Origin of the sequence: Halopelagius longus (assembly GCF_900100875.1) — an archaeon.
Classification (GTDB): domain Archaea; phylum Halobacteriota; class Halobacteria; order Halobacteriales; family Haloferacaceae; genus Halopelagius; species Halopelagius longus.
Genome location: NZ_FNKQ01000001.1, coordinates 30,671 through 56,970, shown reverse-complemented (window position 1 = coordinate 56,970; position 26,300 = coordinate 30,671). Strand labels below are relative to the sequence as shown.

Below are 26,300 nucleotides of genomic sequence, written 5' to 3'. Positions count from 1 at the left end.
TACTTCTCCTTCGTTCTACTGTCAGTAGTGTAGTGGAGAAAGGCAGACCGAATCTCCTCCTTCGACGCAAAGTCTCCGTTAACTGCGTCAGAAATCCCTCTTAGAATTCCTTCTGGAAGTTGCGCCGGGTTATTGATGTTGTCCATAGTCTATTCTTGCAGGGATTGGATATGAATCCCCACCCGAATTAGAACGTGAACCGCTTAGTTACTGCACCGGGGGAAGGACACTAACTCCAGAGCGGAGACTACGATTAGTCAGATATCGCGTCCAGTAGTACATCACGAGCGTCCTGAACTCTATTAACGCTCTCTCTATCCATCTCATCGGTAGTTCTTCCTTCATCGACGGGAGTCTCTGCTGAATCGGGGTGTGTTTCCAGTATCACTTCCTGATACTGGCTCTTCACCTTCTCTTCTGACAGATTTTCTGACTCTACTCCTAAGATTTGACACGCCTCCTCGACGGACAGATCGTAATTCAATTCAGTTGAGGATCCCCTCCAAACCGTCTGGAAGTTATCCAATCGGTCGATAACACCCTTAACATCCGCCTCAGAGGTCGTTTCCCTAGCGACCCTCACAAGACTGTATGCAGCAGCCGATTCCTCGGGAGAGATTACTCCTCGTGAGCGCCATTTGTCTAAGGCGGTTTCCATAACGAGGTACCATGCTTCGCATCTCAACTGTGACGCCGACTCTGCGTCCGCCGGTTCTACGTATGGGCGAGTCCCAATGAGTTGTGATACAGCCCGCATTGTTTGGTATATACTGTCTCTATGGGCCTCCTTAGTGCGGATGAGGTCGGATTTGTACTTCGATTCGGTGAACAACTCCCAAGCCTTGCTAGTATTGTCGAATATTTTCCGCGCAGGTTCGTTATATGGGTAGTTGAGATCTTTGAGGTCCACGAACTCTCGCGGTGACATTGTTGTCCGAATCTCGTCGATACGACTCTTAGACCAGATCTCCTCATCAGCCTCAAGTTTCGGGTATAGGACTCCCCGATCAATTAGGCGCTGGACGTCTTTTCTTGCGGTCTCCTCGCTCACATCGAATTCCCGTTTTAGCAGGGATACTAGGTTCTCTCGAATGATTTCGCCCCTGAGACCGTGTGTGTGATTTATCAGAGCAACTATCGCAGGGAGCCGATCTGAGTGCGTTTTACTCACTACGCTTTTATCGCCTAAGTCGAGGGTTTCGGGATCCATCTCCACGTCATGTTCTAATCCGAGACTCCGCCAGTCCCTTGACCCGGATACGCTGGCTGGTAGCGAAGTCGTCTCCTGTCTATCTTCAGCGGTCTCTTCCACCAGAGTATGTAGCGTGCTAATCGTCGTTTCACCGGACTCGACGAGGTCTTCCTCCTGCACCGTAGCAGCTACATCAAGCAATTGTCGCAACGCTTTGGTCTTCGCGCCTTCTTCTTCCGCAAGTACATCTATCGCATCAAGTCGCCGCTCTTCTGTCACGTCACCATTGATTCGGGTCATCGTAACAGACCGTATTGAACTCGTATATAAGTACCCTCGCCGATTTCACACAATCATTACACAAATCGCCTTTACAGGAATCGTCTATAGAACTATTCAGAACCGAGCATACGGACTTTGCCTGCCCCGTGAGGATAGCTCTTACTCAGAGTCATCAAGGAGTTACTCACTAAAGAACGGAGGTAGAGTACCTGTCTCAGTCACGAAGAGAAGTTGATTAATCTCAGTAACCACACCCCGGATATATTCTCTTTAGTCGGGGCTTCTCTCCACTGAGTGAAGAGATTCTGTAGGTGAGGACTCCTACAGAGATCCCATCTCCCGCGCGTTCCGGTCGAGAGATGCCGGATTAGTGATAAAATGCGCTTTTAGACGCTCACTCGCACGATACTATGTCCATAGTATCGTACTTCGTTCGCTATAAGCGGCCGCTCACTCGATACTAATAGGGTGTTTTGTTTAAACCTTTCTCGGTTGAAGTTACTACGCTTCCGTTGAATTAAGATCCAGTCACTTCGCTGCACCGAGGTTGTAACCGGACGGCGACTAAGATCTAATCTGCTGAGTTGCGAGGTGATTTCCATCATCTGGTCCTTAAATCTGTAAGAGCGAAGAAGCACGCGAAGATGTCTCCATGTCTATTCTCGACCACTTTGGGGAACTTGGGGGTCGAGAATAAATATTCCAGAGACTGGTTTCGAGAGTAGTAACAGAGTTAGCGATGACCTCTGTACAGGGGTCTGTGCGGCTATATCGGGTTGAGTAACGAGTGAATTGAGAAGTGATGTTCTCCGTGAGGTAGTGTCTTATCCCCCTACTCGTAGAAACAGCGTCGAGAAAGAATATCTCAGAGACAGGTGTCGACAGGGAGTAGAGCCGTGATCCGTGAGGGTATAAGAAGTATTGAGAGTGCTGTCCTTGAGTAACCCTCTGCGAAAGTAGAGTGATTTTCCTCCCCACGTACTTCCGGAGTTACACTATTTCACTTTCACCCAGAATCCGTACTAAAGGCACATATGTGCCATTTCTCGCATTTCGTGCAAAAACTACCGCCTCAGTTCACTTGTACCGTCCAAAACACGGGATTGGGAGAGATGCAGAAAACGGTGGATATAGAATACCGTGTTGAGAAGTCCTGAGGACTACTTTCACCGGACTTGGGATTGATTCATCACACGTCCACGCGTTCACGGAAAACATGGAAGCAGGAAATGACGATTGGTCCAACGAGACTCCCCCTATTGAGCGTGTCACAACTGTTGCACTTACCCTCACTAGTCCAGCAACAGAAGCCGAAATCAGACACAAAGCACGCACCGATAAATCCACCACCGAAGCAATTCTCGAAACCCTCCAGAACCTCTATATCCTCCACCGGACCAGCGACACGGACGAAGCCCGCTGGTATCTAAATGAAGAGTTTAAGCGGTTTCGGAATGTCGAACAGGTCCGATGGACACACAGCCTTGATAACCTTCGACGATTCAGGGAGACCCTCGAGGATACACTCCCACACAGAAAGAGTTCAGACAAAATTGACCTCAGATACCGACTGATGCTCCTTGAAGACGCCATTCACCAACGGGAGAGTGATTGCTCAGGTCTCGCCAGATAGATACATCAGGTTAGTAGAATCCTCCAAAGTCAATATCATTCTCACCTTCTCCATTGTCTGATTCCCACTCGGTTTCTGAACTGAGGACAAAGTCGCCATAATTCTCCGTTGAGCTATTCTTTTTGTTCGAGGAAACGGCTCTGGCTCAAATTCTGAACTCGGTCGATCGATGCTAACCTTTCTCTATCTAATCGTCCTTCTCAGAGGTCATATCCCCATGTCTGGAGGATTTCTATTATTGACTCTGGGTGCAAAAGCCCTGCTCTAAATGCCGCTTCGCGGAAGTCAGTTAAGAGGATTTCTTCGTTAAGGACTTGCTCTACTTCGACCTTGCTTTGAGATCCCCTTCGTGTAGTCTCTTCCTGCAGGAAGAATTGGACCATTGTTCGCTCATCCTTGGCTGTCTTTCTGCGGAGCAGATAGGGATACCGTCTCTCTGTATCGGTTTGGGACTGATCGAATTGGACTTCATTTGTCTCGGTGGCTTGGTCTGTGCCTCCCTGCTCTGTCTCTTTGAATGGATCTGCTGAGGAGCCTTTTTTCATCTTAGACACCTCCCTCTTCTGTTGCCTCTAGGAACTCAGCCAACTCGTGAATTTTTTCGAGCGTCTCTTCCTCATACCCGCGTTTCCGATGTCGATGTTCTTCGACGAACCGGAACGCCGTGCATTGTCGCCGCCAGCATCCTTCGAAGAGTGATGCCCGTTCACCGATGACGACGGGGACGTCGAAGCCAAGAGATTCGATTTCCTTGCGGTAGTGGGATTGGTCGGTCGTGTGTTTGATTCCGTCCGGAACGACGGCTAAAACACCGATTGTAGTGTTAATCTCTTGTTCGAGCGCTCGAACAAGAGAGGAGAGGCCCTCGATTGACTGCTTCCCCTTGCCAGAGAGTTCTATGGGGATAACGAGGTTTTGCGACGCTGCAAGGGCATTATACAGTTGGGGCCCCTCCGTGGCGGGCGGATCAATGATGAGTGTATCGTATCTCTGTTGGATTCCTGCGTTCCGGAGGATGGTGAGTAATCGCGTATGCCGGTTGAAGTCGTCGAACCGCTCCTCGGCTTGGGCGAACCAGTCTCCAAGGTTTGCGAGAGAGTTATGGGCAGGAATGATGTCAATGTCCTCTTCGGTAGTCTGAATGAGATGCTCGACTGGGCCTTGGCCGATCCCGGCTAAGTGGTGGGTGAGTGTATCGACATTGTCTGATTTTCGTTCGTCGTCGACGTTGAGTAGGTACGTGAGATCTCCATCTTGAGGGTCTAAATCTATGACAAGCACGTTCCGGTTGTGGTCGTGGTGTGCACGTGCGAGGTTGGCAGCAAGGGTGGTCTTCCCAACTCCGCCTGCTTCAGTATATGTTGAGTAGGTCAACATACTCGGAGCGAGTGCCATTCTGGTATTAAAATTAACTCGTATAGACAGTCAAACTAAATAAGCAAATACGTATCGTAAACTAACCAAGAACTTGTTTAGATTAGGCTGAATATTGAGTATAACGTCTTAGTCTAACTTCTGTTGCTTAATTACTGTACCATCGAAACGTACCAACAGAAATGTACGAATCTCCTAATTCAAAGATCCGTTCCAGAATACAGAAGAACGGCTCAGAGAGGAGAGCGTACGTTAATAGATCTATATGAGGGCGAGTATGATTTAGTGGCCTTACTCCCAAAAGGCGTAGACGGTCACAGAGATATGACAGTCGAAGAAATCCATGACGCCTTCCTCGACGAGCCTTGATCTCTCTAGTTGCGACTAACGCATCCGGAACGCGCTCCTGTGCAGGGTCGGATATCTTGGCCTTCCTGATACCTCCCACAACAGTCAATTTCCGTAGTCGGCTCGACACATCCACCGTATTTAGCACGCGCTCTCTATTACTAACTAAGGCTCTAAACAGAGCCACTACGGTCTATAGTCGTGTTCCTCCTCTGCTGCTATCACGTACCGGAACGAGCACCAACGGAGTCATCTCTCTAATGGGCTATCCACTAGTGGCTATAGAGTTTCAAAAACTATGAGTGAGGTGATATATCCGGGGGTCAGCCGGTTTACTGACGAGTAACCTCTACAGTTTACTTGTTGGCTTACTAGTAATATTTCTTGTAGTCTGTATTTACAGACAACCGGCTGTACAACCATATTTACATACGGATGTCTGTACATCTGGCTGCATAGATGTCCATCCATACAGACGGATAGAAGTACATCCAACTAAGCCGACTCTGCACGGTTAATCCCCCTCTTCATTACTGCTAACTGAGGGATTCTAAATCAGACTCCAAACATCTCATTCTGGGGCGTTGCTTCCCTCCTCCCCACATCGACATTCGATTAGCTCGACGTGTTCGATCAATTTCTACTAGGAGTTTCTGTTGCCTCGTCTGAGCGTGCAACGGAATCGGCTCAAGATTCAAGAACTCGGCTACAACTTGATCTCTGTAGTCACTTGATTCGTTCTGGAAGAGGTGGTTTCTCTCTGTAGAATCATCCTCTCTCCTCGCAAAATAAAGGACAACTTCTAATACGGGTGTCTCCCACTTACTAGATGGAGCGCCGCAGGCACCGGCGTTTGAAGCCCGTCGCACCACTCCTGCCACACCCGGTAAGACGTGGTCCGAACGGGGACGTGATCGTTTAGAAACTCAATGCGCGTCCTCGGATAGGTCCCACGTGGAAACGGGGGTGGAGGCGGGAATCTGTGCCTTTTCCTACTGACTATCTAACCACATAGCGACATCGCTACAGCCTATTGCGTTGAGTCTTCCCACTACCGGTTGAACTCCGTCGCTCTCTGGTGGAGGTGCATGAGTTTGCCCAAAACTCCCGTTGAACCAGCATGTCACACGCTCGCGGAGTGAGCTAGCATACCGTTGTTCGTATGTTGCCCGTTGTACTTCTCCTTCCCCGCGTGCGACAGCAGAATAACCACGTCCCCAGAACCCTTGCTGAGAGTCTTGAGTTGTATTTATTATTGCCTCTACTGGCCCCTCCGGTGAGATAGAAGAAAGAACGGCAGAATCCTCCGAGACGGCGTCTGCTATGATACCCGCTACAAGGTCGGCCAGAAGGAGATGTGGATAATAGAGTTCTGATCGGACACAGTTCACTATCGAAGGTGGAACAATATCGATCGCTGAGGCCCCCTGATATAATTTCTCGGCTCGAGATTCGTCTCCATCAACAATGGCGATAGTATCGTCCGTAGTAACGCCCAGATTGTTAAGGATCATCGCAGAATGGACTGCCTCAGCAAACGGGAGTTTGACATCGTCGGTGTGGACACAGATGCCGACTTTCCCATTACATCGACGGAGAATATCTACTACCTTCTGTGATGGAAGAGAGAGGTCGCGGCTCTTTGTCCGGAATGGTAGATAGCCGTCATCAGAGATTGTCCGATATAAGTCATCAAGAAGTGACGCTTCCTGTGTTCGGTTCAGAAGAACGCCAACGGTCACGACCACATTCTGCCTGTCTGTAGCATCAAATCCGATAGACCGTGACCGTGGCTGATCGTCCACAATGAAATCCTGCATTCTTTCTTAGTCAGTCGTGAGACCTATGTGCTGATCAGTCGAGTCCCTGAATATCGGCGTCATAGAGTATCGCCGATCCACTCGCAGAACTTCTGGAAGTCATCGGCTCCGGCCTGCTTCGCGATTTTCTGAAGTGTTCCTGTCGCTATTTCGTCGTGCATCACGACGGTCACTCGGCGGTACTCGTCGGTCTCGGGATGTCTGTAGACGAGGGTGACATGGCTCCCGCCCCGGTTGGCTATCTTGAAGTCGTGTTTCCGGAGGGCTTTGACGGCCTCCCGGCCCGAGAACGTGCGGCGAGTCACAGATTCACAGGCGGTCGGCAACTTAAAAATCCCCCCGGTTTCTCGGTGTCATAGAGTGTTCCCGTGCGCACGTGAAGGGGGCTACGGGTCTCTAGGGGCACTACTTCGAGGCTACAAGACTCGGACTACAGCCACGGTGCCGAGGACGGTTCTAGGTCGTCCTCGACGTCGTCCGGAATAGGAGAAAGATGGAGTTCGATTGCTTCGGCGAGGTTAGTTAGGGCTTCAGGCCGGGTTGACCCTTGACTGGCGACGCCGGTTTCGGGGTCCTCAGCGACGTAGATGCCATCCTCATAGGTAAGGATGACATGGTCCTCCCCGTCCGAAGTATGGGCCTCGCTCATACACAGTTTTTCCGTGTCGCGGCAGTATAGTTGTTTACCTTCTGCTCTTGTTCGTCCGTTCCAGAAGCGATTCATATCAATCTAGATGATTGGGTTTTCTAACTGGGATAAGGAAGCGGATGTCTCTTCAGGAACTCCCGATGGATACAGCGTTCGCCATCCTCGCTGCCGCAGACCAGCGGAAAGCGTACAAGAGCGGCGAAGATCTGGTTGTAGGGTTGGGGAACCGTGTTGAGAGAGGCGAGGAATACCTCGTACTGGAACCAGAAGAACGGGACCAACTGAACGGTGCAACAAGTCTCAAAGACAGAGAAGTTGCGACGCTCTACCGGATGGGTTAGTCAGGCTTCCACGGCGTCTTCTTCCTGAGCGAGTTCTGTATCGTCGTTGTCCGGAGTGCCATCCTCGTTCTCATCGTCTTCGTTGTCCGGAACGACTTCTGCCTCATCGCTGTTCGGAGCGTCGTCCTCATTCTCCTCCTCCTCTTCGTCATCCGAAATGACCTCACCATCGAGCCAGCGCCGAACAACGGGGTGTTCACGGGCTTTCTCTTCTCCCCATCGGTCAACGAGTTCGTCTAACGCGCCCTCGACCGCTTCTTCCCGATACCAGCCCCGGTGCTGGGCCTTGAATCCGTCGTGCATTTCGTCCTCCGTGATGGGGATATGCTCGTCGACGAACCAGACGGCGGCTTCCCAGTCACTCATCTCTGTCACGAACACCGGAATAGACTGTAGTCCGGCTTGCTTCGCGGCCTCGCTCCGTTTATGACCGCTCACGACCTCATACCCATCTTCGATGGGTCGAACAACAGGGAACGACCCGAGGTGCCCCTGTGACCGGACCTGCCGGACGTATTGGAGGAAGTCGGGGTCGTCGAACGTACGCTGAGTGTACGGGGAGGGTTGGATCGCACTCGGAGGCACTTCTTCAATCGGCGGCTCGGTCTGTTCGCTGTGGACGATTTCGGGTCTGTCGATGTAGGTTGACCCGATATACTCGTCGTCGCCTTCTTCGTCCCCGATTTTCACCGCGCCGTCGAGCAGGACAGCCGGTCGGTGGTAGTGCCAGAGTCGTAGCCATCCATAGTAGAACTCTGTCCCTTCCGGACGATTACTTTCTCAGCCCGGAATCGGTCGTCAGCGAGGTCGTGGAATGGATTCCCCATTATTCAGTCAGAAGCGCACGTTCGTCATAGATAACGGTACACGTTGTTCGGTCCCTCAACGAAGACAAGAAAACCGGTTTGACGGCCTTTTCCAGTCACCCAGATATGGCGTCAAGGACCTGAGCGGCCCCGACAACAACCATAGCGAGCGCCAAGAATACTGCTAACGCAATCATCAGCCATCCAATGGCCGCGAAATTGAACGGGAGTATCGGAGCGAGGGCTGACCCCAGTAGTATCAGTACGACACCCGCGATGCCCAACTCTACTATGTCTTCACCGCTCACAGCCATTCACCTCCGAGTCGACGGAACAACAGCCAGATTGCCGCGAGTGCCCCCGTGGAGATTACTGCGGGACCTATCCCGATGACTATCGCAGGGAGTAACCCAATTACCGTCGCGATCGCTAGAAGGGTGATGACAGGGTGTCGGCCGTCGTCTCCTCCACGCCTTGGCTGGCCCTTGGTGAGCCGTCTTATCTTCGACATACACAGAAATTCACTCACCGTGACTACTTAGTGTGATGACTTGAATTGGGAGTTGATATGTCCCAACACGCCGATTCCATGACGGTTCGGGGAGAGTTGAGGGGTGCCAACTCAGAGGATGAGTGATGGATTGCCCGATGTTCCAGAGTGGATAGATGAGAAAATCGATGTCAACGAGCGACGGGAAACACAGGATCACCACATCGTGGACGCTATTCAGACGGCCCCCCGGCCGTTTGTTAGCGTGAAATACTTGATGAACAAACTGGGGATGAGTCGACAGGGAGTCAAGGACCGCCTTGATCTCCTTGAAGAGATAGATGTAGTTAGTAGCTGTCAAGGGGCGAATGGAAGGGTGTACTGGGTCACCAATCAGGTTTCAAAGTGGCCCGTCCCTCCTGACGTTGAGGTTGGACCCAAGAAGAGTGACGAAACTACGGTTTCTGAGTTTATCAGCCAGACTCACGTCCAACTTGCAGTCATTGCTTTGTTCATTGGGGTAGGAGGGAGTTTTCTTATCACGGTATTTTTGACCTCAACAGCACTTAGTGTGGAGATCCCATACGAAGTGATGGACGGAATCGTGCTTCTGGGCTTTCTCTCTTCGCTGTTTAGTGTCCTATTCATGTTTGTTGCTGGTGTCTACTGGCTATTCGATAGGGTTCAGAGACACGAATCACCCGGTCTGGGGTCATGAATCGTCGCTGGTGCCAGCCTTCGTTAGCTCTTCGCGGATGACTTTCTCGCCCCGGAATCGGTCGCCAGCGAGGTTGTGAAAACGGGTCTTCCATTATTCGTCTTCCTCGTCGATGTTGAACACCTGAACGAACTCCGCGCAGCGGTCAGCAGGTTACAACAAATCGTTGAGGAGGATCTCGCTCGTACGGTTAAAGGGACCGAGCCATGGGAAGACAGCCTCGGTCACGTCCCCTTCGGCGTTCTCGCCGACGGTCTCGACATCCAAATCGAGGACCTCCGGGATGTGCCACGGAAGAGTCACATGGAGGAATCCAACGATGAGTAAACCTGCGCCTTGCGATGGTGAAGCAGTCGTTCGGAACGAAGCAGACGATCTCCGGGAGTGGGCGCAGGGATACAACGAACCAGTTGTTGAGAAGAAAGGCGGCGGGCAGAAGCGAATCCACAACCCCGACCTCGACGCCGACGAACCCGTTCCTGACTGCCGGTCTGCAACGATTTCAGACGATGCTACGTAGCAGGTGAAGGAACGCACCCTCGTCTCTGGACCGTGGCGAAAATGCTACGGGCATTGCACATGGGAGGGCATCGACGATGAGTGAGCGTCCTCGAGTTGTCGCTCGGGTCCACCGGAACGAAAACGGAGACATTTGAAACGAGTACATCGTCGACGGCGTCGCCTACCCCTCAGCAGAGGCCGTGGAACGCGCTCTCAGCGGTCGAAGTGAGAAATATGTACTACGACCCATCGAAGGGGCGAACCTCAGAGACGGAATGTGTGGACGTATGACAGACTCAGCGACCGACTCATCGGCGTCCGCACGTTCGTTCCGAAACACTCCTTGCCGAACCCAACATGAAAACGCGGAATCGAAGTAGGAGGCCCAGAACACTAGAAAATAGAGATTATACACTTTGGATGTGGGGTGTCTCACGGTGGTCGAGGACGAGTGGAAGTGAACAACCACCCCTCGTATGGAGTTACATCTCACCCTCATCCCTCACCAAAACCGGCGGTTCCGGAACTACTACCGTATCCAAAGTGAAAACACGAAACCGGTGTAGGGCACTCAGAACGGCGGAGAACGAAGATTATACACTTTGGATATAGGGTGTACGTTCAGCGAACAACGCGGGCGAACGTAGATACGTACCCACCCCTCGTACGGAGTTATATCTCAGCCGCTCTCACCCCTTACCGGAAACGGTGGTCCAACACCACTCTACAAAACCGATGATTCCCACTCCTTACGACGAGATCGTAACTAAAATCGTAACGGAATTCTTGCAACAGGGATCTTGCAACCCCGAATCAGTATTTAAAAAAGGATGGTACAGACAACGGGGCTATGTTCACCCCTACGGGGTGAACTAACCAGCCCCCCGAACTGCGATCTGAGGGGGACCTACTCTAACAGACTAAACGAGGGGTACCATATCGAGACGGGAACTCGAACTTGATTGCTCCAGAATAATGAGGAATCACGCTAGCTTGGGTCGCGCAGAGGAGGTACAGAATAGTGGTCGGGCGTTACTTCTTATACGTCACATACCTGCCCACGACTTCCCTCCCACCCAAGGCTACTCTAGAATACGAGGGCCTTGTTTAAGACAGACCAATGGAAGTTATGTGTCGCTAGTTAGCGACTCAACGGCCTTTGGGCTATCTTTTTCAATTTTCTCACGGAGAGCAGTAACTACGATGAGTCGTTGAGGGACATTGTGGATCTCACTCATCATTTCTAATTCTTTCTTCAGCCTATCCGGTATCTCAGTATGGAGTTTTGCCATCTTATCATACAAGTACATTCATTGATATAAATGGTTGGTATGACAGGTTTTACTAACGATATATTGGTCGCATCACAGACCTCAGTTGAGATGTTGATATCCGAATTATACTCTTTCAACCGTTCTACCGAGGAATTACCTCATCAACTTCCGTGTAGTCTCCTCGGTTTACTCATCATCTGTCTCAGTAGATTACTCGTAATATTACTAGTAATCCATCTTGTAGTCTGGCTATCTTATCAATGATATGTACATATTGATGCTCAACTAGGCAGAAAACTTAGCGCCTACTTCTCGTGGAACGTTGATTGACGGTTGCGAGCCTTTGGTCAACTAGCCGATAGAGCGCGCTTACACCTACTGTTTAGGGATTAGAACCATTGTCATCTGGTTCAGTACTTTTTAGCGCTTGTTGGCGAGTAACCATCTTGTCGTATTCGTCTCGAGTATCGTAATGGGTTCCCATCACATCCTCAGTAACATCACACCTACTGCTAACGCACGAGGCGTTAACGCCTGAACCCAGTAGGTGAGTAATGTACCCTGTTCGAACCGTATGGGGTGCCTTACTGGACCCGCACTTTGATGCAGCATCGTTGTCAGTCGCTTCGCAATTGCGTTTATCTCTATTATGAGGACATTCCTTTCCGATCTCACAAGGGCGCGTCCACATATAGACGTATTTTCTGAGCGTGGACCGGCAGATCCGACCCTGTCCAGCACTTAATAGAGGTTCTCGACCGTACTCATCCTTGTACTTCTCCTCTGCGTCTGGGTAGTTTTCCAACAGGTAGTCATCAATTACAGTACGTACCTGATCGCTGATGGCAACATATCGCTCGCTCTTTGCGCCATTCTTCAGAGATGTTCCGCTCTCTGGTCGATGGCGGAGACGAAGGTAGTCCTGTTCTTTACCGGTTTTGTAATCACAGATATCCAAAGAGTGTATAGCCCCAGTTCGCAGACCAGTCTCAGCCATGACCTCCCATACAACATGCCCGCGCTTGGCGTACTCGTGCTCCCGAAGGTATCCTAATATCTCTGAGACGCGCTCGTAACTCACTTCATCAAGGCAGACATCATCACCCTCGTCCATGTCTGGGAAAGGGACGTCTTTGTGAAGCCCACTCTCAACTGCATCAATCCGCTCACATACCTGAATGAATGAGCGGATTATGTTCATTTGAGACTCTTCAGAGGACTTACTTAGTGAATCAACTTTTGTCGTAGCTTCGTCTCGTCTCCAGCTACGATACTTGCTTAAGTCACGGCTTGTGAGGTCATTGAGATTCTCAATACCCTGTTCGGAGCACCATCGTTTGAAGAAGCGGAGGGCCGATCGGTGAACTCTCTTTGTATTCGGTGCGAGGTCTCGGGACCGATCGTCGAAGTAGAACTCAATGGCCTCTTCAGGCGAGATCGATTGGAGGTCCTCTGATATATTCTCTCTTTGGATTGCCCGTAGGAGTTGTTCCTGAGTGATCTCCGGTTGGGTTTGTTGGCTACTCATCGAGAACCTCCTGAGCTACCTCCTGATCTGCGACCACTACGACCCTGCTGCGAGCGTTGAGTTTAGATGTATCTTTCATGAGGCTGCGACAGATTCGGCTAGTGATGTTCACCCAACGCAGAAGCGGCCTTTGACCCGCCCATAATTATACAGTATGAGCGGTAAGCCACATCTGGAGAGTCCACACTGCTGTGGATCTCCGAGTGCGCTTCCACCTTGGGGCGTGTTAGTCCGAAAGGCCTGTCAACTTTGGAAGGGTGGGCAGGCCAGTCGGACTTTGATCCGCTTGCGTCGTCGCCTTAGCAAGCGAATGCAACTGTTAGTTAAGAACAGATTCATAAAAACCGTAGGTTCCACAAACTATCTAATCTCCTCGACATTACTGGTAGGAGATTTTTCCGAAACACTACTCTCAGAAAAGACGCAGTCAACTTCTGAAGTTTCCTTCTGTGGATCCTCCTTGATTTCTCTTTCACGCTCACATCACGATATATACTATTTGTTCGAAGAGAATCTATCCAGATGATTTTCCATCGTACACGAGAAAGAGAGCGCTTAGATATCCATCAAGTTGGTAGACTAGTATGATAAGTTACTTGATTATTCACGTATACCACCTACCCAGTAATATGGGACTCGTCACGTTTCTAAAACACAACTATGTCTACCTGATTCTGGACATAGTATTAGTTCCAATATTGGCGTCCTTGACTTACTTGTCTATTCTCTCACCGGCATTACTGGCTGTCTTAGTAGTTCTTGTGAATATACTCCCTAAATATAGGGATCTCATAGATCGGTGGCAGTCTGCTAAAAATCGAGACCAACTCAGAGAACGAACTAAGGAATTCAATCAGAGTCTCCGATCCTTTGAGGCGAAATTTGAACAGGACTTCTTGGAGTTGGAGGAACTCGGGTCTGAGAATCTGATAAATTATGCAGAGTCTGTTATCCAACTAGAGGAAGAAACTGAAGAAGATATCTACCTCGCGCTTCTCTACATATACCTCGAAGAAGAATCCGATTTCTCTCTTGAGAACCACGAACGAACCTCATTAACTCAAAAACTTCAGTCAAGTCTCCAACGGTTCAGTCTTGTCCGTCCAACAGAAGATGATGTCCGCCTCGCATGGGGAGCATACCAACTGCTCTGTGGTGAGCCTGAACCGTACGATATTGAACCTCACAATGAGGAATTCATGGATACTACCTGTTTCGAGACAAGGTTCATCCACGAGTATCTACATAAGGAGCAAATCATCTCTCTTTTGACTTCAGAACGCAAGGAAGAAGCGGAATACCGAAACACACTAGCCCAACTGTATGATGCAGGGAAGTTGAGCCAGTTTGGAATACAGCAGGCGCTTATTGAACTTGAAGAGGAACTGAACTATGTTCTAACAGACAAAACTCACTACTTCATCCTCATCAACGAAATTCAGAATGATACTGAGATTATAGATGACATCAAGCAGGCTGTTCTCGCTGAAGGTGAGAGCGTGTATACTGGATCTATGATGTTGAACGCCGGGATGACCAGCCTTACTCTGTGCGTTTGCGATGAGAATTGGGAAACAGAGGAGTTCTATGATAATTTTGTCAAGGAGCCATTTGAGAAACATCAGGCAGACGGTGTCCTTTCTATTCACAGAGCGAAATTTGAGGGTGGTTCAATCTTCAAACAGCGGTACGAGAAGTCGGAACCCTCAGGAAACATCCTCAGAGGAATTGAATCCCGGGGCTTACTGACTACAGGTGAGGTAGCAGCAACACTAAATCTCCGAGAAAAACTCATTGAGTCCCATCTCTCCACAGATGAACTGCTGAGCGTACTCCCGCTGAATCTCTTTCTACCGAACCTCCCTTCGGATCAGAAGGAAGTACTCATTGAGAACAACGAAGGTATTAAAACCGTATTCGAGATTGATCGATTGACTGACTGGGCGAATCCAAATTATACTGCGGAGGAAATTGGCAGACATCTGCACCGTGAGTATTTCCCAGATGATTCAGAGCAAGAGTGGATAGAGAATACCGAGAAAATAATAAAAGAAGCGAAGAAGGTCGAGGCTGCATTGAGGTAACTGATTAATAGATAAGCGGTTCAAGGGGTAGCGACGATATCGGAGTCTTTGAGAACTCCTTCTATGGGGTGATTCCCAGTCAATGGATCAGACATTATCAAGATACCTCCGCCGTTGTTCCATCTTCTCTCGTTCTGTTCGTCGGTCATAGTGCTCGTCCAAGACTGCCGGTGATACGTTTGCTCTTGCACTCACTACCTGCTCAGGAACATCCGAATTTAGCCAATGGGTGATTGCACCACGACGAACAGCGTGTGGTGAGAGTGATGACGGACATGTTGATGCAGAACTCCTCATCGCAGCGGCTTTGCATTCAGAGATCTCTCGGTCATGGGGACAGTCCTTGTCATACGTACAGGGCCGAGTAATCGAATAGATGTAACTTTGTATCGTCGTTAGATGTGCTCTCCCCTGTGAAGTGGAAAGCATGGGGTTTCGACCATATTCATCAACCGAGTCAGGACGTCGATCTTCTATCCATGCATCGAGTACTGTACACGTCTCTGAAGAGAGCGCTATGAACCTCTCTCCGTTGTGTTTATTCTTAATCGGCGTTTCTGTTTCTGGGCGATGTCGAACGTCGAGGGACATCTCTTCAGAGTCGTAATCCTCCAAGTCCAAAGCGCGAACAGCCCCTCTCCGAAGTAGTGCATGCCACATCAGATGGAATGTAACGTGGCGTTCGGATGCGTATTCGTACGTGGAGAGATATTCGAGAATACCCTTTGCGACCTCTGAATCTACCATCACGTCCCGAGAGTTCTCACCTTCGGAGAGACTCGGTGAGACGACCTTCGACCAGAGATCAGTAGGGACTGCGTCGATAGTTCCGCACCATCGGATGAACACGCGAAGCGTGTCCATCTGTGATTTCTCCGTCGGCGGTGCGAGGTTCCCATCTGCTCGTCGCCAGAGCCGGTATCGGTGTAACTTCCGTCCAGTTAGCTCGTTCAGATTGTCGATTCCTTGTTCGTTGCACCAACGGACGAAGTGCCCCAAGCGAGAGGAGTGTGCGTATTGGGTGGACTTCGCGAGTTCGCTTTTTCTGTCTTGGAGGTACAGTTCGACTGCTTCTTCTGGTTCGAGTGGTTCGAGGGTCATGTCTCTTCGTGGTCGAATCACGTGAGACGGAGACGGCTCGGGTGTGAGTCGCTAATCGCCAGATGGCGTGGCGATTAATTCAGGCTTGTCAGAGTGCATGGCGAATGCCCGTCGGGTCCGCTACTTCTGCGACGAACGTGAGGAGCGAAGTAGCGACAGCCGCGGGATTTGAAACAGGGAGCGAGCGAAGCGAGCGACCGAGGTTCAAATCCCGTCGGGTCCGTTCGGCCTTCGGCCTCACTCCCCCGACGTAGTCACGTTCGCAGGCGCTCACGTGACTCCCGTCGGGTCGGGGATTCTCCATCACGGTTGTTCTTCAGCCCTGTGAACAGTCCGATTGCCGTCGCGAGGCTGCTGATTCCGAGTGCTCCGAATGCAACGGCCATCGAACCGCAGAGGGGAGCACACTCCGTACTCCCCTCCTTCGCGTCTAGTATCGGGATTGTCCACCTAGACTTCGTACCGGTTAGATCCGCACGAATTCGCGGTAGGTGCCGTCTTCAGAGGCGGCAGAGATGACGAACTCCTCGGCTTTCTCACCCGGCATTCCGGGCGAGCCACGTGGCATTCCCGGAAGTGCGATTCCGGCGATGTCGGGCTTCTCCTCCGCGAGCTTGCCAATAGCTTCCAGCGGAACGTGACCTTCGACGTAGTAGTCCCCGATGTCCATCGTATGGCAGCTTTCGACGTCTCGCGGGACGTTGTACTTCTCCTTCGTCTTCGCGAGGTCGGAGACTTCGACGACTTCGACGCTGACGTCAGTCGCCGTTTCGAGGTACTCGGTGTACTCGCGGCAGCACGAACAGTTCGGGGCCTTGTACAGCGTCGCAGTATCGAGATACGACGCAGCGGCCTCGCGAAGTCGCTTGGCATCGTCCCCCGTTCCGAAGTTGGCCGTGGAGTCACTCCCTCCTAAACAACCGGCGAGGGCACCGATACCCGTGACACCGGCCGCGCTGAGGAACGTTCGTCTACTGAATCTAGCGGTCTCTGGGGAGCCGCTATCGTCCGATTGTCCGGGTGTCTTCTGGTTCATCTACTGTGGTACTGGTGCAGTCGGGCGCTATTCATCGGGTTGCTTCAGGGCGTCCTTCGTTCGCGCGTTGAGTCGAGAGAGCAACGTCTGCGCTTCCTCGGGGAGACCGTCCTGTGGTGGTGCGAGCGCTGGCTGCGTATCCACGCTCGGCTCGCCGACGATAACCCTACCGACCATCGCTCGGTATTCGTGCGGGGTGCAGAAGTAGTCATAGACGCCTTCGTCCTCGAAAGAGCGCTCGAACGTCTTGCCGGGTTCGCTGAACATACCGCTGTCCCACGGTGGTGCACTCTCTGGAATCCGTAGCGGTTTCTCGACGTCGGGGTGGTAGGCTGTCGTCGTGTGGGCGCCGCTCTCGTTCGCCCACGTGACGGTTCCGGCCGGTTCTATCCAGACGATGTGCGGGCTGAAGTGATGTCCAGCGTCGGTGGATTGCATCGCGACGTCCGCGTGAGCGACCGGCCCCCCGAGATGAGTATCCTCCGCGTGCGTATGGTCGTGGGTATGCTCGTGGTCTGACGTCGGACCACTCTCGTGAGGATCGGAACCGTTGGTGGCGGCACCGAGGCAGCCAGCGACACTCAGCATTCCAATCCCACTCGCTAGTCGGAGGATCGTTCGTCGGTTCGAGTGTGGTTGTCCAGTTCTCATTTAATTACTCGTAGTGAGGGTTGCACGTACATACCCTCAGCGGTGTGATACGTTTTAGAGTATCAGGCTCATTCCGTTATTGGGTATTCAGACCGTGGGAGTCGAAGGGTCGATCAGAGGCTCTTAGTGACACCCCATACCCGTCGTACTGCCGTTCATCATGCCGCCCATCATCGATCCGTTCCGGTGGCCCGCCAGGTGTTCGCCCATCTCCTCGTAACTCGTTCCCGTTCGCTCTTGCATTCGCGCGGTTGCGTCCGCGCCCATGTGCTCGGTCATATGTCGTTCCATCCACGTGGCCCAGTCTGCCGCCGAGGCGTTCGCTCCGCTACTGTCGTGGTCGGAGGCGGTACCGTTGCCTCCGTGGGCGGTGACGCCACCGACGGTAAGCAGAAGGATCGCGAGGGCAGCGAGTACAGCGAGTGTTGAGCTTCGCATCTGTCTTGTACCTCTATCTGCTCATAGGCACGCTCCAGATTTATCCCTGTGGGCGCGAACGATCCGAGGAGAAGCGGCCAGAGCGTTCATAGGCTATTCTAATCGTTTCTCTCGGATAGAATCGTTCGTCGGAGCCGTTTTCGGTACCGAGAGACCTCCGCGACTCGGAGTAGCCTCTTCTGATAGCCCACGCAGGACGGTTACCGGCGTCCCTCACGATTGGTACTCCTTCAAGAGTTCTCCGGGATACACCCGATACGTCCGTCCCTGCTTTTCCCGATAGATCAGGCCTCTATCTTCGAGTTCGCTGACGGTCTGACTCACCTTCGCCTTCGAGAAGTCGGACCGACCACGCAGTTCGACCTGCGTTAGCCCGGGCGACTCCAGAATCGGTTCGACGACCCGTCGTTCGTCCTCCGGGAGAACGCTCAGTACCGAGTTTCGCTCCGAGAGCGAACTGTCCATCGAAGACTCACCTACCGACTCCGCCGACGGACGCTCGGGGGAGCGGTCACTCGGAGACGCGTCCTCTTTGTCGCGGTCGTCTTCGGAGGCACCGGCCGAAGTCGACGTCGCGAACATATTAGCAAGTTGTTCGCGACTACCGACGTAGACCCCGAGAACGACACCCACGGCAACGAGCGTTCCGAAGAGGTACCAGATCGGATCCGTCCCCGGCATCGTACTCATCATCTGACCCATCATCCCGTCGGTCGCGCGTGCTCGCTGCGTCGCTCGCCACCAACCGTAACTTCCGTACAGCAGAAGTCCGACGACGAGGAGGCCTACGAGTCGATCGACCGTCTTGAGCGTAACCATTAGTGTGGACTTGGTTCGTAGATCCGTGCGTTCTGACTACTTTCTTCCCCAATCGACGTCCGCGTCGTCCCCGTACGTCCATTGGAAGCCCGACCGCGATAACGACCGCGCTATCTCATACAGTTTATCGTTCGACAACGTAACGAACGCCCGTCGAATCCGTCAGACCTCTGCTGTGAACGAAGTGAACAGCGAAATCTACGGCAGCCGCGGGATTTCGATCGGGGACCGAACGGTGGCCGCCACAGCCCCCGTTATCGCCCGAACTGACCGTTACCGAGCATATTGAACGATTATTGAATTTGTGTTCGTTTGTGGAAATAGTTTATCATATTTCCAGGCGAGTTGGTGTTCGTGTCACGAGATAACAACGATACGTCCGATTCGCTCCTTCGACGACGCGAATTCGTCGCCGGTGCGGCGGCCGTCGGGGGACTGACGTCGATAGTGTCCGGAGTGGCGGCAAAGCCGATAGAGAGCACCGAACGGAGCGACCGAACGAAGGTACAGTCGCTCACCTCGCCCGGCGGCGACGTGGAGGTGACGTTCGAGTTGGTCGACGGGACGCCGACGTACGCCGTCACGTACGGCGGTCGGACGGTGGTGGACCGTTCGACGCTCGGACTCGCCTTCCGCGACGCCGCGCCCTTGGCCGACTCGTTCGAGGTGACGGGCGCGGAGCGTCGCAGTATCGACGAGACGTGGGACCCCGTCTGGGGCACGAGCGACTCGATTCGGAACAACTACGAGGAACTGGCCGTCGGCCTCCGGGAGACGGAGGGGTCGAAACGGTCTCTGAACCTCCTCTTTCGCGCCTACGACGACGGTGCCGCGTTCCGGTACGTCTTGCCCGAACAGGAGAACCTCGGCTCGTTCGTCGTCACCGACGAGCGGACGGAGTTCGCGTTCGCCGACGACTACACCTCGTGGTGGACTCCGGACGACTGGGAGAACTACGAGTACCTCTACGAGGAGACGCCGCTGAGCGAGGTGAAGCCGACGCCCGACGTGGGGTCGGAGGTAGACGGCGCGAACACGCCGGTGACGATGCGCGTCGGCGACGAAGCGTATATGAGCGTCCACGAGGCGGCCCTGACCGACTACGCGGGCATGACGCTCACCCGTGCCGACGACGACCCGACGACGTTCGAGAGTACGCTCGTCCCGTGGCCCGACGGCGAGTCGAAGGTGAAAGGCGAGGCGCCGCACGTCTCGCCGTGGCGGACGTTCACCCTCGGGTCGGACCCGGGCGCCCTCGTGGAGTCGGACCTCATCGTCAACCTGAACGAACCGAACCAGTTGGACGACACCGACTGGATAGAGCCGCAGAAGTACATGGGCATCTGGTGGGAGATTCACGTCGGCAAGTCGCGGTGGGCGCCCGGCCCGGACGTGGGCGCCACCACCGAGAACGCCAAACGCTACATGGACTTCGCCAGCGAGCACGGCATCTCCTCGCTCCTCGTGGAGGGGTGGAACGTCGGCTGGGAAGGCGGGTTCGACTCCTGGAGCAACCCGCCGCACGAGTTCTCGTTCACCGAGTCGACCGAACACTACGACCTGCAGGAGGTGGTCGAGTACGGACAGTCGAAAGACCCGAGCGTGAACGTCGTCGCGCACAACGAGACGGGCGGCGGCGTCGGCAACTACGAGGAGCAACTGGAGGAGGCGTTCTCGCTGTACGAGGACCTCGGCATCCACGCGATAAAGTCCGGCTACGTCAGCGAGGAGGGGCTAGACATCGACGGCGAACGCTACCACCACCACGGCCAGCGGATGGTGAACCACTACCGCCACGTGACGAAGAAGGCCGCAGAGCACGAGATAATGCTCAACGTCCACGAACCCATCAAGCCGACCGGGGTGCGGCGGACGTACCCCAACCTCATGACCCGCGAGGGCGTGAGCGGACTGGAGTACGAGAACTTCCGGCCAGAGGGGAACCCGCCGTCGCACACGCTCACGCTCCCGTTCACGCGGATGGTGGCCGGACCGCTGGACTACACGCCGGGCATCTTCGACATCCTGTACGAAGAGTACGGCAACACGCGCGTCCACAACACCGTCGCGCGCCAACTCGCCCTGTATCCGATGCTGTTCAGCGGCCTCCAGATGGTCGCCGACATGCCGGAGCACTACGACGACTTGGACACCTTCGAGTACATCGAGCAGGTGCCGGCGGCGTGGGACGAAACCGTCGCCGGCGCGGCCGAAATCGGCGATTACGCCACCATCGCCCGCCGCAAGGGAGCGGAGTGGTTCGTCGGCACCGGGACGGACGACACCCCGCGCACGCTCCCCGTTCCGCTCGACTTCCTGAAGAGCAACCGGAAGTACGTCGCCGAGGTGTACGCCGACGGCCCCGAGGCGGACTACGAGTCGAACCCCGACGAAGTCGCCTACTACGAGTTCCTCGTCTCCGCCGACGATACGCTCCACGCGTCGATGGTCACCGGCGGCGGGCAGGCCGTCCGCCTCCGCCCGCCCGAGGGCGGCGAACAGTCCGAGATTCCGGCGTACGAACCGCCCTCCTACGAGTACGACACGCCCATCGTCCCCGAGGAGGTGATGGCCGGCGAACCGTTCACCGTCCTCGTCGAGGCGAGCAACTCGGGCGGCATCGTCGGCGGCGAACGGATGACGCTCAGCGTCGACGGCGAGACGGTCGAGGAGACGTTCGTCCGCGTCGGCGCCGGAGAGGAGGCGCAAGTCGAGTTCCCCCTCCGCCTCTCCGAGACGGGCGACCACGAGGTGACGATGGCCGCCGCCGACGGCGACGCCTCGTTCTCGAAGACGGTGACGGTCACCGAACAGTCCGCGGAGTTCCGGATGTTCTCTTACGAGGGCTTCGAGGTGCCCGAGGAGACCACGGTGGACCGCCAACTGGAGATTCCGGTGACGGTGAGAAACACCGGCGACGAGGAGAGCCTGCAGGTGGTCAAACTCACCGTCGACGACGACGTCGTCCGGACGAGCGGAGTCGACCTCGAACCCGGCGGGTCGACGGACCTGACGTTCCTGCACACGTTCGACTCGCCCGGCGAGTACGAGGTGGCCGTGGAGGACCTCGACCCGCAGACGGTGACGGTGAACGTGTTCTGAGTCGCCGACTACGGCTCGGAGCCGACGAGCGTCACCGTCCGCTCTCGGACCTCCGTCCCGTTCGCAGAGTGCCCGCAATTACGAACCAGTGACCGGTGCGTGTACCCGCGCGCATCGCAGCGTTCGGCGAAGTCACCGAACCGGCCGTGACGACGACTGGCCCTGCCCCTGATTATCAGTTCCGATATTTGCAGTTCCGAGAGGAGAACGACCGCAGAATACGTAAACTTTCTATCACAACCTAGAGGCCGCTGAATCCCGATAGTGAGGAACAGCTGTGCCGAATCTCCCAGACAAGTTAGAATTAAATACAGTATACTTAGTTAGCAAGTTTTATTGCTCGATTTGATAGACGGGGACTGTGGAGATACATGGTAAGTAACGCAGGCAGCAGCGTGATGATTCCGTTACAGAGCGACGCAGGTGCAGGACTCGGAGCGGTGTTCTTCCTCCTCCTGATACTGGCTTTCTTCTTCGTTCCGGCCATCGGGATGTGGAAGACGTTCGTAAAAGCGGGCCAACCCGGATGGGGCGCGTTCGTTCCCTTCCTCAACTTCTTCTATCTGGTCGAGATCGCCGACCGTCCGACGTGGTGGGTGGCTCTGCCGATCATCCCGGTCATCGGCTGGATACTCATGATCGCACTGTTCGTCGACGTGGCCAAGCAGTTCGGCAAAGGACCGGGGACGGGACTCGGACTGGCGGTCCTCCCGTTCGTCTTTTGGCCGTTCCTCGGATTCGGAGACGCGGAGTATCTCGGCGATACGAATCCCGGCGTATAGTTACACCGGCGAGAACGGAGAGGATCGATTTTTCCGGCGAACGGGTAGCGAACCGCTGAAACGTCCGGGCTCGGAGGAGGGCCGAAAGCGAAGGACCGAGGCCGGACGGCTCACTTCGGCGGGCGGAGACGGTAGTACCGCTTGTTGAGGCCGTACATGTACCCCTCGCGCATCGCCTTCAGCACCGGGTACGCGACGAGGGCCGCGACGGGCGGCAGGAGGAACGTCATATCGAACAGCAGGTCCACGTTCATCGGCACGAGGTTCTTCGCCGAGTAGATGCTGAGAGTCAGCGCGAAGGTGACGCCGCCGACGCCGACGGCGGACCAGAACGGTTGCTCGACGGGGCGTCGCGCGCTTCCCTTGTTGAGGAACGGGACGATGGCGATGGCACCGACGACGACGATGTTCGCGAGGACGCCGTACATCCGGTCGCCCATCAGCTTCTGCCCGCCGAGGACGGCCAACTCGGGGTTCAGCGGACCGAGCTTCAGCAGGCCGAACGACCAGTAGAGGTACCAGTCCGGCAGGATGATGCCCGGCGTGGAACTCGGGTTCGCCGGGTTGCCGATGTGCGGCGGGAGCGTCGCCGCCAGAAACAGGATGATACCGACGAAGAAACACGCGATAGAGAGGTTACGAATTATCTCGTGGGGCCACGTCGGGAAGCCCAACACGTCGCGTTCGACGTAGTCGGACTCCCGCCGCAACTCCTCGTCTTCGCGGCGAGAGCGCTCGAAGTACTCGTAAGTGAGGCGCGGCAGGCCCGCCGAGCGCTCTTTGCGTTCCCGCCACGTCGGCGTCTCTCCGTCCGGGGCGACGACGCCCGTGCCGTCGGTGCGAGCGTCCTCCTCGGAGTGGTCGTCGGTCATCTGCGTTCGAGAGTCGCGGTGCGAGCGAACGGGGTCGCCACGCTACGGTGGGAGCCTCGACGTGCGGTTCGTCCGCCGTGGACGAACCGGGAGGGGAGTCTCGGAACGTCGCGTCCGCGATTCCTCGACTCGCTCGCCATCCGATAACTGGAGGGTATAGGGCGTCTATCGGAGGATCCGTGCATGCTCGACATGACGGCGGGATGGACTGTAAGCGTTCCCAGAGAAATATTTCTGTTCTGTGAGTGATATTTCCTCGGTCGCGCACGCGCCGAACGCGCTCGAACCGTCGAGCAGGTGCGGAACACGGAATATTGATGTAAATTGAGCGACGAGTTCGCGTCGTGTCGATCGACGGAATACCCGTTTCGGAACTCGACGACCTGTTCGGGTCCGTCGCCAACGAACTGCGAATCTCGATTCTCCGGGAACTGTGGGACCGATACGGCGAACCGGTCTCGTTCACCGAACTCCAGTCGCGGGTCGGCGTCCGCGACTCCGGGCAGTTCAACTACCACCTGAACGTACTCGTCCCGGAGTTCGTCCGGAAGACGGAGGAGGGGTACGTGCTCACCCACACCGGAAAACAGACCATCGGCGCGGCCGTCTCGGGGTACTTCTCCACCGAGGACGTCGAAGTCGACTCCGTCCGCGCGGGCGAGTGCATGTTCTGCGGCGAGGAACTGACCGCGCGGTACGAGGGGGGCAACGTCGTCATCGACTGTTCGGCCTGCGAGAACCTGATAACGAAGATGCCGGTGCCGCCGGTGACCGTCGCGAGCACGCCCCGCGAGAACCTCCCGCAGGTGCTCGGAAAGCACGTGCTGACGCTCGCACACCAGTTGAGCCGGGGGTTCTGTACGCTCTGTCACGGCCGCGTGGACTCGACGCTCACCGTCCGGTCGGACGAGGAGTCCGTCGCGTACCGCGCCGCCCTCGACGTCAAGTTCGAGTGTCGGGCCTGCGGGGACCGGACCCACCTGAACGCGGGTGCCGTCGTCGTGGACCATCCCGCGGTGGCGTCGTTCCTGTTCGACTCGGGAATCGACCCGCGCGAGACGTACCCGTGGGAACTTTTGCCGCTTCTCGACCCCGAGACGACGATTACGAGCGAGGACCCCCTCGAACTGGAACTGACGGTCCGCACCGACGGCGGCGCACTGAAACTGACGCTCGACGACGCCGCGAACGTCGTCGCGTACGCACGGCGGTAGCAACCCTCGATGGGACTCTCCACGAGGACAGGCGGTCGATACGAGATTCGGAGTATCCCCGGAGAACCGTCGGAGCGAGAACAGTTCGTATTATCAATAATTCTTTGTACGGAGACTGTAACCGATCGGTATGAATCGACGGACGTATCTCTCGATGGCGAGCGGAGTCTTCTTGGCGGGGTGCTCTTCCTCGGAGCCAGAGGCGGCCACGTCCGCGAGTCGAACGCCATCGGAAGAGACGGATACACCGACGCCGGAGAGCGTAGCGACCGATTCACCGACGCCGGCCGGCGAGGAAACGGAGACGAAGACGGAGACGCAGTCCGAAACGCCCGACGACGTCGAACGAACGTTGGACCGGGCGGCAAACGACCTCGACAAAGCGGTCGGACGGTACGTCGACGCTGCAGGCCCGAATCGGGGGTTCCACGATTTGAACGCGACGGACGGATTCTCGTTCGAGGAGAACGCCGGCCCGCTCTACGATGCGCGGAGTCGATTCAACGACATCGGGAGCGACGCCACCGGAGCGCAGCGAGAGCGGCTATCCCGTCTTCGAGAGGTGTACTGGTTCCTCTGGTGGGCGGGAAAGACGCACCAGCACCTCAGTCGTGCGTTCTATCGGCAGGGCGAGACCACCGACCGATTTTACGGCGGCGAGTACGACCGAGTCGGCAGCCAAGTGGAGCTCGTGACCGAGGCGGCTGGTGCGGCGAAAGAGACGGTTAGTAACATCAAGGAGCAGTCGCGCTCTGACAGCCTCGACGCCATCGACGACCTCGAACCCGCAGATTACGACACGAAGGTCGAACGACTCGAAACGGAGATATCCCAGTTCGATCGCTTCGCGGAGATAGTCCGGACGCTCTCCGATGAGGTTGGGAAGCTGCAACGGGGGTTCGAGCAGTATCGGGACGAGGAGTACGACGACGCCTCCGGGACGTTCTACGGACTGTCGGGGGACTTCGAGGACCTCCACGAAACGATAGTCGAGATAGACGCCGTCGAAGCGGTCGAAACACCGCTCGACGAGTTCGCCTGCATAACCGACGCGCTCTCGCACGGTTGTGACGTCCTCGACGAGGCGGCGACCGCCGGCGGCCACGGTAACCCCGAGAAACAGGAGGTCGCAGAAGACAACGCGAAAGCGGAGTTCGAGAGCTGTTCCGTCGTGACAGAGAGGATGCCGATGGTGCAGGAGTTCTTCGACAGCCTGCCGGAGAAACGGAGTTAAGCTCGTCCCGA

26 protein-coding genes are annotated in these 26,300 nt (G+C 55.0%); 10 read left to right on the top strand and 16 right to left on the bottom strand.

Translation table 11 applies throughout. The features are described from left to right. Nucleotides 1-253: 253 nt before the first annotated feature. Complete coding sequence (locus BLS11_RS00275; RefSeq protein WP_092531353.1) at nt 254-1,492, bottom strand: PqqD family protein; 1,239 nt, start codon at nt 1,490-1,492, stop codon at nt 254-256. Nucleotides 1,493-2,690: 1,198 nt separating this feature from the next. Here BLS11_RS00275 and BLS11_RS18915 point away from each other — a divergent pair. Continuing rightward, nucleotides 2,691-3,107, top strand: coding sequence for a DUF7342 family protein (locus BLS11_RS18915; protein ID WP_139172746.1), 417 nt, complete (start codon nt 2,691-2,693; stop codon nt 3,105-3,107). Between the two features lie 200 nt (nt 3,108-3,307). On the opposite strand, the gene BLS11_RS18910 is transcribed toward BLS11_RS18915, so the two are convergent. The 5 genes from BLS11_RS18910 to BLS11_RS00255 form a co-directional block, all read right to left on the bottom strand. After that, the gene (locus BLS11_RS18910; protein WP_139172745.1) at nt 3,308-3,652 is read right to left on the bottom strand and encodes a DUF7970 domain-containing protein; all 345 of its coding nucleotides are present in this window, start codon (nt 3,650-3,652) and stop codon (nt 3,308-3,310) included. 1 nt (nt 3,653) lies between these two features. Beyond that, nucleotides 3,654-4,484: a ParA family protein gene (locus BLS11_RS00270; protein ID WP_092531351.1), complete on the bottom strand. Its 831-nt coding sequence runs from the start codon at nt 4,482-4,484 to the stop codon at nt 3,654-3,656. Between the two features lie 1,337 nt (nt 4,485-5,821). Continuing rightward, nucleotides 5,822-6,649, bottom strand: a complete 828-nt coding sequence (locus tag BLS11_RS00265) for a hypothetical protein (protein WP_092531349.1) — start codon at nt 6,647-6,649, stop codon at nt 5,822-5,824. Between the two features lie 59 nt (nt 6,650-6,708). Then, nucleotides 6,709-6,954 (bottom strand): type II toxin-antitoxin system HicA family toxin, encoded by a 246-nt coding sequence (locus BLS11_RS00260; protein WP_092531347.1) that lies wholly within the window; start codon nt 6,952-6,954, stop codon nt 6,709-6,711. Between the two features lie 125 nt (nt 6,955-7,079). Then, nucleotides 7,080-7,298, bottom strand: coding sequence for a type II toxin-antitoxin system HicB family antitoxin (locus tag BLS11_RS00255; protein WP_092531345.1), 219 nt, complete (start codon nt 7,296-7,298; stop codon nt 7,080-7,082). Nucleotides 7,299-7,417: 119 nt separating this feature from the next. Between BLS11_RS00255 and BLS11_RS00250 the strand changes: the two genes are divergently transcribed. Then, nucleotides 7,418-7,639: a hypothetical protein gene (locus BLS11_RS00250; RefSeq protein WP_092531343.1), complete on the top strand. Its 222-nt coding sequence runs from the start codon at nt 7,418-7,420 to the stop codon at nt 7,637-7,639. On the opposite strand, the gene BLS11_RS00245 is transcribed toward BLS11_RS00250, so the two are convergent. Together BLS11_RS00245 and BLS11_RS00240 are read right to left on the bottom strand one after the other, a co-directional pair. Continuing rightward, a complete protein-coding gene (locus BLS11_RS00245) occupies nt 7,640-8,329 on the bottom strand; it encodes a ParB/RepB/Spo0J family partition protein (RefSeq protein ID WP_175454333.1) in 690 nt (229 codons plus the stop codon). A gap of 232 nt (nt 8,330-8,561) precedes the next feature. Beyond that, entirely contained in the window at nt 8,562-8,753 is a 192-nt protein-coding gene (locus BLS11_RS00240; protein ID WP_092531340.1) for a hypothetical protein, read from the bottom strand. Nucleotides 8,754-9,074: 321 nt separating this feature from the next. Here BLS11_RS00240 and BLS11_RS00235 point away from each other — a divergent pair, with 321 nt between their 5' ends. The 3 genes from BLS11_RS00235 to BLS11_RS18905 all read left to right on the top strand — a co-directional run bounded on the left by BLS11_RS00235 (nt 9,075) and on the right by BLS11_RS18905 (nt 10,173). After that, nucleotides 9,075-9,653 (top strand): hypothetical protein, encoded by a 579-nt coding sequence (locus BLS11_RS00235; protein WP_092531339.1) that lies wholly within the window; start codon nt 9,075-9,077, stop codon nt 9,651-9,653. A gap of 75 nt (nt 9,654-9,728) precedes the next feature. Then, nucleotides 9,729-9,980, top strand: a complete 252-nt coding sequence (locus tag BLS11_RS00230; protein WP_092531338.1) for a hypothetical protein — start codon at nt 9,729-9,731, stop codon at nt 9,978-9,980. Continuing rightward, nucleotides 9,973-10,173, top strand: coding sequence for a hypothetical protein (locus BLS11_RS18905; RefSeq protein ID WP_139172744.1), 201 nt, complete (start codon nt 9,973-9,975; stop codon nt 10,171-10,173). Before BLS11_RS00230 ends, BLS11_RS18905 begins: the two co-directional genes overlap by 8 nt. Before the next feature lie 1,108 nt (nt 10,174-11,281). Here the strand turns inward: BLS11_RS18905 and BLS11_RS19195 are convergent. Together BLS11_RS19195 and BLS11_RS00220 are read right to left on the bottom strand one after the other, a co-directional pair. Next, nucleotides 11,282-11,446, bottom strand: coding sequence for a hypothetical protein (locus BLS11_RS19195; protein ID WP_175454332.1), 165 nt, complete (start codon nt 11,444-11,446; stop codon nt 11,282-11,284). A gap of 364 nt (nt 11,447-11,810) precedes the next feature. Beyond that, on the bottom strand, nt 11,811-12,956 hold the full coding sequence (locus BLS11_RS00220) for a tyrosine-type recombinase/integrase (RefSeq protein ID WP_092531334.1): 1,146 nt from the start codon (nt 12,954-12,956) through the stop codon (nt 11,811-11,813). A 629-nt stretch (nt 12,957-13,585) separates the two neighbouring features. Between BLS11_RS00220 and BLS11_RS18900 the strand changes: the two genes are divergently transcribed. Further along, nucleotides 13,586-15,040 (top strand): hypothetical protein, encoded by a 1,455-nt coding sequence (locus BLS11_RS18900; protein ID WP_139172743.1) that lies wholly within the window; start codon nt 13,586-13,588, stop codon nt 15,038-15,040. 87 nt (nt 15,041-15,127) lie between these two features. Here the strand turns inward: BLS11_RS18900 and BLS11_RS00205 are convergent, their stop codons facing one another. The 5 genes from BLS11_RS00205 to BLS11_RS00190 form a co-directional block, all read right to left on the bottom strand. After that, nucleotides 15,128-15,904, bottom strand: coding sequence for a tyrosine-type recombinase/integrase (locus BLS11_RS00205; protein ID WP_342701724.1), 777 nt, complete (start codon nt 15,902-15,904; stop codon nt 15,128-15,130). A gap of 703 nt (nt 15,905-16,607) precedes the next feature. Continuing rightward, on the bottom strand, nt 16,608-17,177 hold the full coding sequence (locus BLS11_RS00200; protein WP_092531326.1) for a DUF411 domain-containing protein: 570 nt from the start codon (nt 17,175-17,177) through the stop codon (nt 16,608-16,610). Nucleotides 17,178-17,204: 27 nt separating this feature from the next. Further along, nucleotides 17,205-17,615 (bottom strand): cupredoxin domain-containing protein, encoded by a 411-nt coding sequence (locus BLS11_RS00195; protein ID WP_175454331.1) that lies wholly within the window; start codon nt 17,613-17,615, stop codon nt 17,205-17,207. 336 nt (nt 17,616-17,951) lie between these two features. Next, on the bottom strand, nt 17,952-18,266 hold the full coding sequence (locus BLS11_RS18895; protein WP_139172742.1) for a hypothetical protein: 315 nt from the start codon (nt 18,264-18,266) through the stop codon (nt 17,952-17,954). Between the two features lie 213 nt (nt 18,267-18,479). Continuing rightward, nucleotides 18,480-19,085: a helix-turn-helix transcriptional regulator gene (locus BLS11_RS00190; RefSeq protein ID WP_092531322.1), complete on the bottom strand. Its 606-nt coding sequence runs from the start codon at nt 19,083-19,085 to the stop codon at nt 18,480-18,482. Nucleotides 19,086-19,439: 354 nt separating this feature from the next. Here BLS11_RS00190 and BLS11_RS00185 point away from each other — a divergent pair, with 354 nt between their 5' ends. Next, complete coding sequence (locus tag BLS11_RS00185; protein ID WP_217628966.1) at nt 19,440-22,187, top strand: glycoside hydrolase family 97 N-terminal domain-containing protein; 2,748 nt, start codon at nt 19,440-19,442, stop codon at nt 22,185-22,187. Between the two features lie 371 nt (nt 22,188-22,558). Then, on the top strand, nt 22,559-22,969 hold the full coding sequence (locus tag BLS11_RS00175; protein WP_217628965.1) for a DUF5684 domain-containing protein: 411 nt from the start codon (nt 22,559-22,561) through the stop codon (nt 22,967-22,969). Nucleotides 22,970-23,079: 110 nt separating this feature from the next. Here BLS11_RS00175 and BLS11_RS00170 read toward each other — a convergent pair whose 3' ends face one another. Beyond that, nucleotides 23,080-23,841 carry a cytochrome b family protein gene (locus BLS11_RS00170; RefSeq protein WP_092531316.1) on the bottom strand — a complete coding sequence of 254 codons (762 nt, stop codon included), beginning with the start codon at nt 23,839-23,841 and terminating at the stop codon, nt 23,080-23,082. Nucleotides 23,842-24,185: 344 nt separating this feature from the next. Here BLS11_RS00170 and BLS11_RS00165 point away from each other — a divergent pair, with 344 nt between their 5' ends. Further along, nucleotides 24,186-25,055, top strand: a complete 870-nt coding sequence (locus BLS11_RS00165) for a winged helix-turn-helix domain-containing protein (protein ID WP_245698639.1) — start codon at nt 24,186-24,188, stop codon at nt 25,053-25,055. Nucleotides 25,056-25,209: 154 nt separating this feature from the next. After that, on the top strand, nt 25,210-26,289 hold the full coding sequence (locus BLS11_RS00160; protein ID WP_139172741.1) for a hypothetical protein: 1,080 nt from the start codon (nt 25,210-25,212) through the stop codon (nt 26,287-26,289). The last annotated feature ends 11 nt before the right edge of the window (nt 26,290-26,300 follow it).

Excerpts from the sequence above, each read along its gene's own strand:
- BLS11_RS18910 (WP_139172745.1), bottom strand. The coding sequence starts at position 3,652 with ATGAAAAAAGGCTCCTCAGCAGATCCATTCAAAGAGACAGAGCAGGGA.
- BLS11_RS00170 (WP_092531316.1), bottom strand. The coding sequence starts at position 23,841 with ATGACCGACGACCACTCCGAGGAGGACGCTCGCACCGACGGCACGGGC.
- BLS11_RS00235 (WP_092531339.1), top strand. The coding sequence starts at position 9,075 with ATGAGTGATGGATTGCCCGATGTTCCAGAGTGGATAGATGAGAAAATC.
- BLS11_RS00205 (WP_342701724.1), bottom strand. The coding sequence starts at position 15,904 with ATGGACACGCTTCGCGTGTTCATCCGATGGTGCGGAACTATCGACGCA.
- BLS11_RS19195 (WP_175454332.1), bottom strand. The coding sequence starts at position 11,446 with ATGGCAAAACTCCATACTGAGATACCGGATAGGCTGAAGAAAGAATTA.
- BLS11_RS00275 (WP_092531353.1), bottom strand. The coding sequence starts at position 1,492 with ATGACCCGAATCAATGGTGACGTGACAGAAGAGCGGCGACTTGATGCG.
- BLS11_RS00265 (WP_092531349.1), bottom strand. The coding sequence starts at position 6,649 with ATGCAGGATTTCATTGTGGACGATCAGCCACGGTCACGGTCTATCGGA.
- BLS11_RS00220 (WP_092531334.1), bottom strand. The coding sequence starts at position 12,956 with ATGAGTAGCCAACAAACCCAACCGGAGATCACTCAGGAACAACTCCTA.
- BLS11_RS18915 (WP_139172746.1), top strand. The coding sequence starts at position 2,691 with ATGGAAGCAGGAAATGACGATTGGTCCAACGAGACTCCCCCTATTGAG.
- BLS11_RS00195 (WP_175454331.1), bottom strand. The coding sequence starts at position 17,615 with ATGCAATCCACCGACGCTGGACATCACTTCAGCCCGCACATCGTCTGG.
- BLS11_RS00250 (WP_092531343.1), top strand. The coding sequence starts at position 7,418 with ATGTCTCTTCAGGAACTCCCGATGGATACAGCGTTCGCCATCCTCGCT.
- BLS11_RS00175 (WP_217628965.1), top strand. The coding sequence starts at position 22,559 with ATGGTAAGTAACGCAGGCAGCAGCGTGATGATTCCGTTACAGAGCGAC.
- BLS11_RS00255 (WP_092531345.1), bottom strand. The coding sequence starts at position 7,298 with ATGAGCGAGGCCCATACTTCGGACGGGGAGGACCATGTCATCCTTACC.
- BLS11_RS18895 (WP_139172742.1), bottom strand. The coding sequence starts at position 18,266 with ATGCGAAGCTCAACACTCGCTGTACTCGCTGCCCTCGCGATCCTTCTG.
- BLS11_RS00160 (WP_139172741.1), top strand. The coding sequence starts at position 25,210 with ATGGCGAGCGGAGTCTTCTTGGCGGGGTGCTCTTCCTCGGAGCCAGAG.
- BLS11_RS18905 (WP_139172744.1), top strand. The coding sequence starts at position 9,973 with ATGAGTAAACCTGCGCCTTGCGATGGTGAAGCAGTCGTTCGGAACGAA.
- BLS11_RS18900 (WP_139172743.1), top strand. The coding sequence starts at position 13,586 with ATGGGACTCGTCACGTTTCTAAAACACAACTATGTCTACCTGATTCTG.
- BLS11_RS00190 (WP_092531322.1), bottom strand. The coding sequence starts at position 19,085 with ATGGTTACGCTCAAGACGGTCGATCGACTCGTAGGCCTCCTCGTCGTC.
- BLS11_RS00200 (WP_092531326.1), bottom strand. The coding sequence starts at position 17,177 with ATGAACCAGAAGACACCCGGACAATCGGACGATAGCGGCTCCCCAGAG.
- BLS11_RS00270 (WP_092531351.1), bottom strand. The coding sequence starts at position 4,484 with ATGTTGACCTACTCAACATATACTGAAGCAGGCGGAGTTGGGAAGACC.